5 protein-coding genes are annotated in these 4,648 nt (G+C 62.4%); 3 read left to right on the forward strand and 2 right to left on the reverse strand.

Going from position 1 to position 4,648, the window contains the following annotated elements; genetic code table 11:
• Nucleotides 1-1,166, reverse strand: a 1,166-nt coding sequence (locus ACXWUF_RS18995; RefSeq protein ID WP_458496152.1) for a nicotinate phosphoribosyltransferase, incomplete at its 3' end; no start/stop codon positions are given.
• Nucleotides 1,167-1,505: 339 nt separating this feature from the next.
• Here ACXWUF_RS18995 and ACXWUF_RS19000 point away from each other — a divergent pair.
• The 3 genes from ACXWUF_RS19000 (at nucleotide 1,506) to ACXWUF_RS19010 (ending at nucleotide 2,821) form a co-directional block, all read left to right on the forward strand.
• Nucleotides 1,506-1,694 (forward strand): YgaP family membrane protein, encoded by a 189-nt coding sequence (locus ACXWUF_RS19000; protein ID WP_458496153.1) that lies wholly within the window; start codon nucleotides 1,506-1,508, stop codon nucleotides 1,692-1,694.
• A gap of 90 nt (nucleotides 1,695-1,784) precedes the next feature.
• On the forward strand, nucleotides 1,785-1,961 hold the full coding sequence (locus tag ACXWUF_RS19005; protein WP_458496154.1) for a hypothetical protein: 177 nt from the start codon (nucleotides 1,785-1,787) through the stop codon (nucleotides 1,959-1,961).
• A gap of 182 nt (nucleotides 1,962-2,143) precedes the next feature.
• Nucleotides 2,144-2,821 (forward strand): Crp/Fnr family transcriptional regulator, encoded by a 678-nt coding sequence (locus ACXWUF_RS19010; protein ID WP_458496155.1) that lies wholly within the window; start codon nucleotides 2,144-2,146, stop codon nucleotides 2,819-2,821.
• 163 nt (nucleotides 2,822-2,984) lie between these two features.
• On the opposite strand, the gene ACXWUF_RS19015 is transcribed toward ACXWUF_RS19010, so the two are convergent.
• Complete coding sequence (locus tag ACXWUF_RS19015) at nucleotides 2,985-4,478, reverse strand: hypothetical protein (RefSeq protein WP_458496156.1); 1,494 nt, start codon at nucleotides 4,476-4,478, stop codon at nucleotides 2,985-2,987.
• Nucleotides 4,479-4,648: the final 170 nt, after the last annotated feature.

A 4,648-nucleotide genomic window follows, 5' to 3' on the forward strand; every position in this document is an offset into this window, starting at 1 on the left:
CCATCGCGCCGGATGGCCGAGCATTTCATGGCGAACTTGAGGGTGTCGCGGTCCAGCCGTTGCAGGAGCGCCCCGCCCATGCCGAAGGCGAGGTTGTCGGCGGCGTAGCCGTGCCCCGTGAGATTCGCCAGAATCTCGTCAATGGAGCGGGCGTTGACCCCGTCGCCCTGGATGATGCGGACATGCCGCAAGACCTTGTAGCCCTTGCTGTTCAGGGTGGCGCCGAAGCGCCGATCCAGAATCTCCGCCACTTTCAGCACCACCTCGCTGGGATCGCCGGAATCGGGCCGCACCACCAGGGTCGCGCCGGAATTCACCACCTCGTCCCGCAGCGTGCCGCCCCAAATGTTCTCCACGGCGTTGAACACGTCGTAGCTGTCCGAGACCACCGCCACCAGCTTTCCCGGCTGGGCGAATTGCCGGAGCATGTTGCGGTAGGCGGCGGTCTCACCGTCCCGGCCCCAGGCGGTGATGGTGCTGTGTTCCGCCGCCGGGATGGAGTGGCCGGCCATGGGCTCGCCGTAATAGCGGCGGGCGGCCAGGACGCCGGACGCCGTGTCGGTGCCCCGGAAGTTGACCAGATGGGCGCAGCCGCCGATGGCCGCCGATTCGGCGCTGGACACGCCACGCGCCCCGAAATCGTGGAGCTTGAAGAGCAACTGGCCTTCCGGGTCGTCCGAGGTTTGCCGCAGGTAAGCCGCGATGTTCTGCTTGATGTGCCAGGACTGGGTGGCGACGGTGACGGGATACCAGACCCGCACCAGCAAGGTTTCCAGGTGGGAGTTGATCCAATACACACGCGGGTCCACGCACTCCACCGTGAACAGCGCGTTGTGGGTGGGCACGACCCGCCCTTCGGGCACGGCGCGGATCGTCACCGGCAGATAACCGCCGTGGACATCCAGGATGTGGCGCCAACCGGCCTCGTCGAAGGGTTCGCCATGGGCCTGCCAGAATGCCTTGGCCTCCGCGATGTGTTCCGCCGTGATGGGCTTGGCCAGGAATTCCTTCAGGATCATTTGCAGGCCGAAGAACAAGGTCTTGTCCCAGGCTCCGCCCCGCGATTCGAAATAGGAGAACATGCCGGTGGAGTCCGGCGGGTATTGCAGGAAATGGCTGGTCTTGTACGAGTCGGTGTTGAGTAGCAGATTGCTGAGCAGGTGCATTTGGAAACCTTCTAGGCTCGATTCCGCTTACGGTTGAAACCCCAAGCGGCCCGGTAACTTTTTTCCCATGGGCCACAAGGCGTGGGATGGGATGGGCGCAGACGCCCCCACAAGCTTACCCGGTTTGGACACTGCGGCGGACATCGGAACCTATCGGATGCATGATGGATGACGATAGGCGTTCCGTAGGAGCGGGCTTTAGCCCGCGACCCTACCGCGCCAGTGCGTGGGCTAAAGCCCACTCCCACTCCCACTTCCGCTTCCTGTGACCCAATCACTGAATTCCCCCGCCCAAGCCCCGATGATGGACTCCCCTCAACCCCTAACCGGAGTCCACCCATGAACGCCAACATCGGCACCGCCGACCGGGCCGTCCGCATCGTCGCCGGACTGATCCTGCTCTCCCTCGTCTTCGTCGGCCCGCAAACGCCCTGGGGCTGGATAGGTCTCGTGCCCCTCGCGACCGGACTCATCCGCTGGTGCCCGGCCTACACCCTGTTCGGCCTGAACACCTGCAAGCCGTCCTGACCACCGGCCCCGCGTCGCGGCTCACCCAATAATCCAATAACTCGCCGCGCCCATAGCGTTCCACCCCCCACCATTCCAGAGGATGCCATCATGACCTTTTTATCCATTCCCATCGGTCCCCATGACGTGCCCTTCGCCGCGCCCCTGATGGCGGCGGCGATGCTGGCCTTCACCATCGGCTTCGCCATCCTGAAGCTCATGGATAAAGTCATCGACCCGGCAGCCCATTCCAGCGCCAACCCGACGGAGCGCGACGCCGATCAATAAGCCCCGCGCTCGTAGTCCCGGCTTTAGCCGGTTTGCCGCCTGAAGGCGGGACTATGGCATACGCCCCCGTGGCATCTCGGGACCACGGCGGAATTGACAGTTTCGGGCCGAAGCAAGGACGATAGGGCACCGGCGGCAGCGTCCGCCCGTGCTTATTCACCTGTTTCACCCGGAGGACCGCGATGGCTGATGCAACGCTGTGGGCGCAATACTTCCCAGATTTCGCCGCCCGCGCCGAGCCGCCGGTCGAGCGCTTGAAGACCGTGGCGAAACTGGTGCGGCTATCCGCCGACCAAACCGTCTTCCAGCCCGGCAGCCCGTGCGGCAATTATCTGCTGGTGCTGGAAGGCTGCGTCCGGGTGCGAATCTTCACCCCCAGCGGGCGGGAAGTGCTGCTCTATCAAGTGCGTCGGGGCGGCGCCTGCATCCTGACCACCTCCTGTCTGCTGGGCGGCAACGACTATCCGGCGGAAGGCATCACCGAATCGCCCGTCACCGCCCTCGCCGTTCCCGCCGCCGAATTCCACCAAGCCCTGAATGAATCCACCTTCTTCCGCGCCTTCGTGTTCGCGGGCTTCGCCGACCGGCTCACCCGCGTCATTGTCCGCATGGAGGAACTGGTGGAGGGCGACATCGACCGGATGCTGGCGAAGGCGCTGCTGGCTTCCGGTACGTTGGACCCGGTGCGGAAAACTCATCAGGCGCTAGCGGCGGACATCGGCACGGCGCGGGAAGTGGTGTCGCGGCATATCAAGCGCTTCGAGGAGCGGGGCTGGGTGCGGCTCGGGCGGGGCACGGTGGAGATTGCCGACGCGGCGACCTTGCGGGGGTTGGCCGAGGGCGGAAAGCCCGGCGAATAGCTTTAGGATGGGTGCAGCGCAGCGGAACCCATCATTTGCTCATTCCCACGCTCCGCGTGGGAATGTCACCATGGACGCTCCGGCGTCCCGTGTCGGCTTTCACGACGCGGGAGCGTCGCCTGGATGCATTCCCACGGGGATCGTGGGAACGATGGGGTTTTATCTAAAGCCATTCCAACAGCCAAGACCAGATCAGCCGTTCGATTTCCGCTTGGTTGCGGTCGTGGGCAAAGGCCAGGGCGACGGCTTCGCCGAGTAGGAACAGAACAACGATCAACCCCAGCCGCAGCCGTTCGACCGGGCGGGCTTGGGTCTCGAAGCGCTGTTGTTCTTGCGGGCTGAGTTCGCTGTAGCCTCTGGGGGAACCCAGCACCTTGTCATACCCCGCCAGCAGATTGTGGCTGTGCCACGCTAACACCACGCCCAACAACACCGCCAGCCAAAGCAGCCCATAACGCAGGCCCATGGGCGGCGGCGGGAATAACACCAGAAGCTTTTGCGCCGAATCGGCGATGGCGGGAGACACGGGCACCAACAAATCTTTGATGCCGGAATGCCAGGACAACAGTAGCCAAGGTACCAGCACGAATAAACCGGAAAGCAGCAATTTGGACCACGCCCCCCGGCTGACGATTGCGGCCCGGTCGCGACGGGCATAGCCGTCCAAGCCCTCGAATGGTGGCGTCAAGGCTAGGGCCAAAGGCCACCAGAGCCATGCGCTGGCTTTCAAGCTCCAGCGGTAAGCGAGGGCGGGGAGATACCAAGCGACGATTAGAAACGCTGTGAACGCTTTCTCACCTCCTTTTTCACCGAGAAACTGGGCCCAGAGGCCGGTGACTGTGAGCCAATTTCCAACTTTTCCTGCCTGTGGTAAGAGTTCAGGGGGATGGGTTAAGTCAATTACAAGCAGATTTTCACGCCAATTGCGGGGCAAGCGCTTTAGGCCGCGAGAGAGATAACGCAGGCTGGCGAACCAGCGGATGAATAAAGCGCGTAACAGAATGCCAGCCACGAAGGCTGGGCCGAACAAAAGAAGTAGTGCAACACCCGAACCTGCACCCACAACCGCAACCGCAGATGCACCCACAACCGCTCCCGTAATTGCGCCTGAATCTGTACCCGAAACCGCAAATGCAACCGCAAACGCACCCAAAACCGCGACCGTGCCCGCCCCCACACCCACACCAGTACCCTTGATTGCAACCGCTACTGCTACCGCAAACGCATCTGCGCCCGCACCAATCACGCCCGCACGCCAGAACGAGGCCCAGCCGACATGACCCTGCAACCAAGCCTGGACGAGGAAATGCGCGACTCCACCAGCAACCAATTCAGAGACCAAAATCGTCGCTACTTTTCGCCAGCGACTCATATCACTTTTTTTGCGGTCAAAGCACCACCGCAACATCTCCACCCCTAACTCTACCGACTCATCCGAACGCAGCAACAGCATAGGCGCGGCAATCAGCCCGACCATAGAAAACCAATGCCATTCAAACCGGAGTGACAGCCACCAGTACAAAGCCACAGCGGCCAAGGTTTCGATGATGGCTATGACGGAGATTTGTCCGGCGGCGATGGATTCATCCGTGCAATGCCACACCCAAGCGCGGGGCGGCGGGGTTTTGGGGGCGTCGGTAGATTGATTGGCGTTCAAGGGTGCTTACCTTTGGCAACAGGAATGCCGCTGTCAAGACCCGTGAGATTGTCTACCGCCGAAACGAATAATTCTGGCTTTCTCTCGCGCCATTCGGCGAGGGCGTTAATGGGGGCGACATGACCCAGCGCCCGCTGGGGGATGGCGTGATTGTAAATATCGGCATAGCG

It is taken from the genome of Methylomagnum sp. (assembly GCF_054333355.1).

What these genes read in the sequence shown, in the direction of transcription:
- ACXWUF_RS19005 (WP_458496154.1), top strand. Translation starts at nt 1,785, where the DNA reads ATGACCTTTTTATCCATTCCCATCGGTCCCCATGACGTGCCCTTCGCC.
- ACXWUF_RS19000 (WP_458496153.1), top strand. Translation starts at nt 1,506, where the DNA reads ATGAACGCCAACATCGGCACCGCCGACCGGGCCGTCCGCATCGTCGCC.
- ACXWUF_RS19010 (WP_458496155.1), top strand. Translation starts at nt 2,144, where the DNA reads ATGGCTGATGCAACGCTGTGGGCGCAATACTTCCCAGATTTCGCCGCC.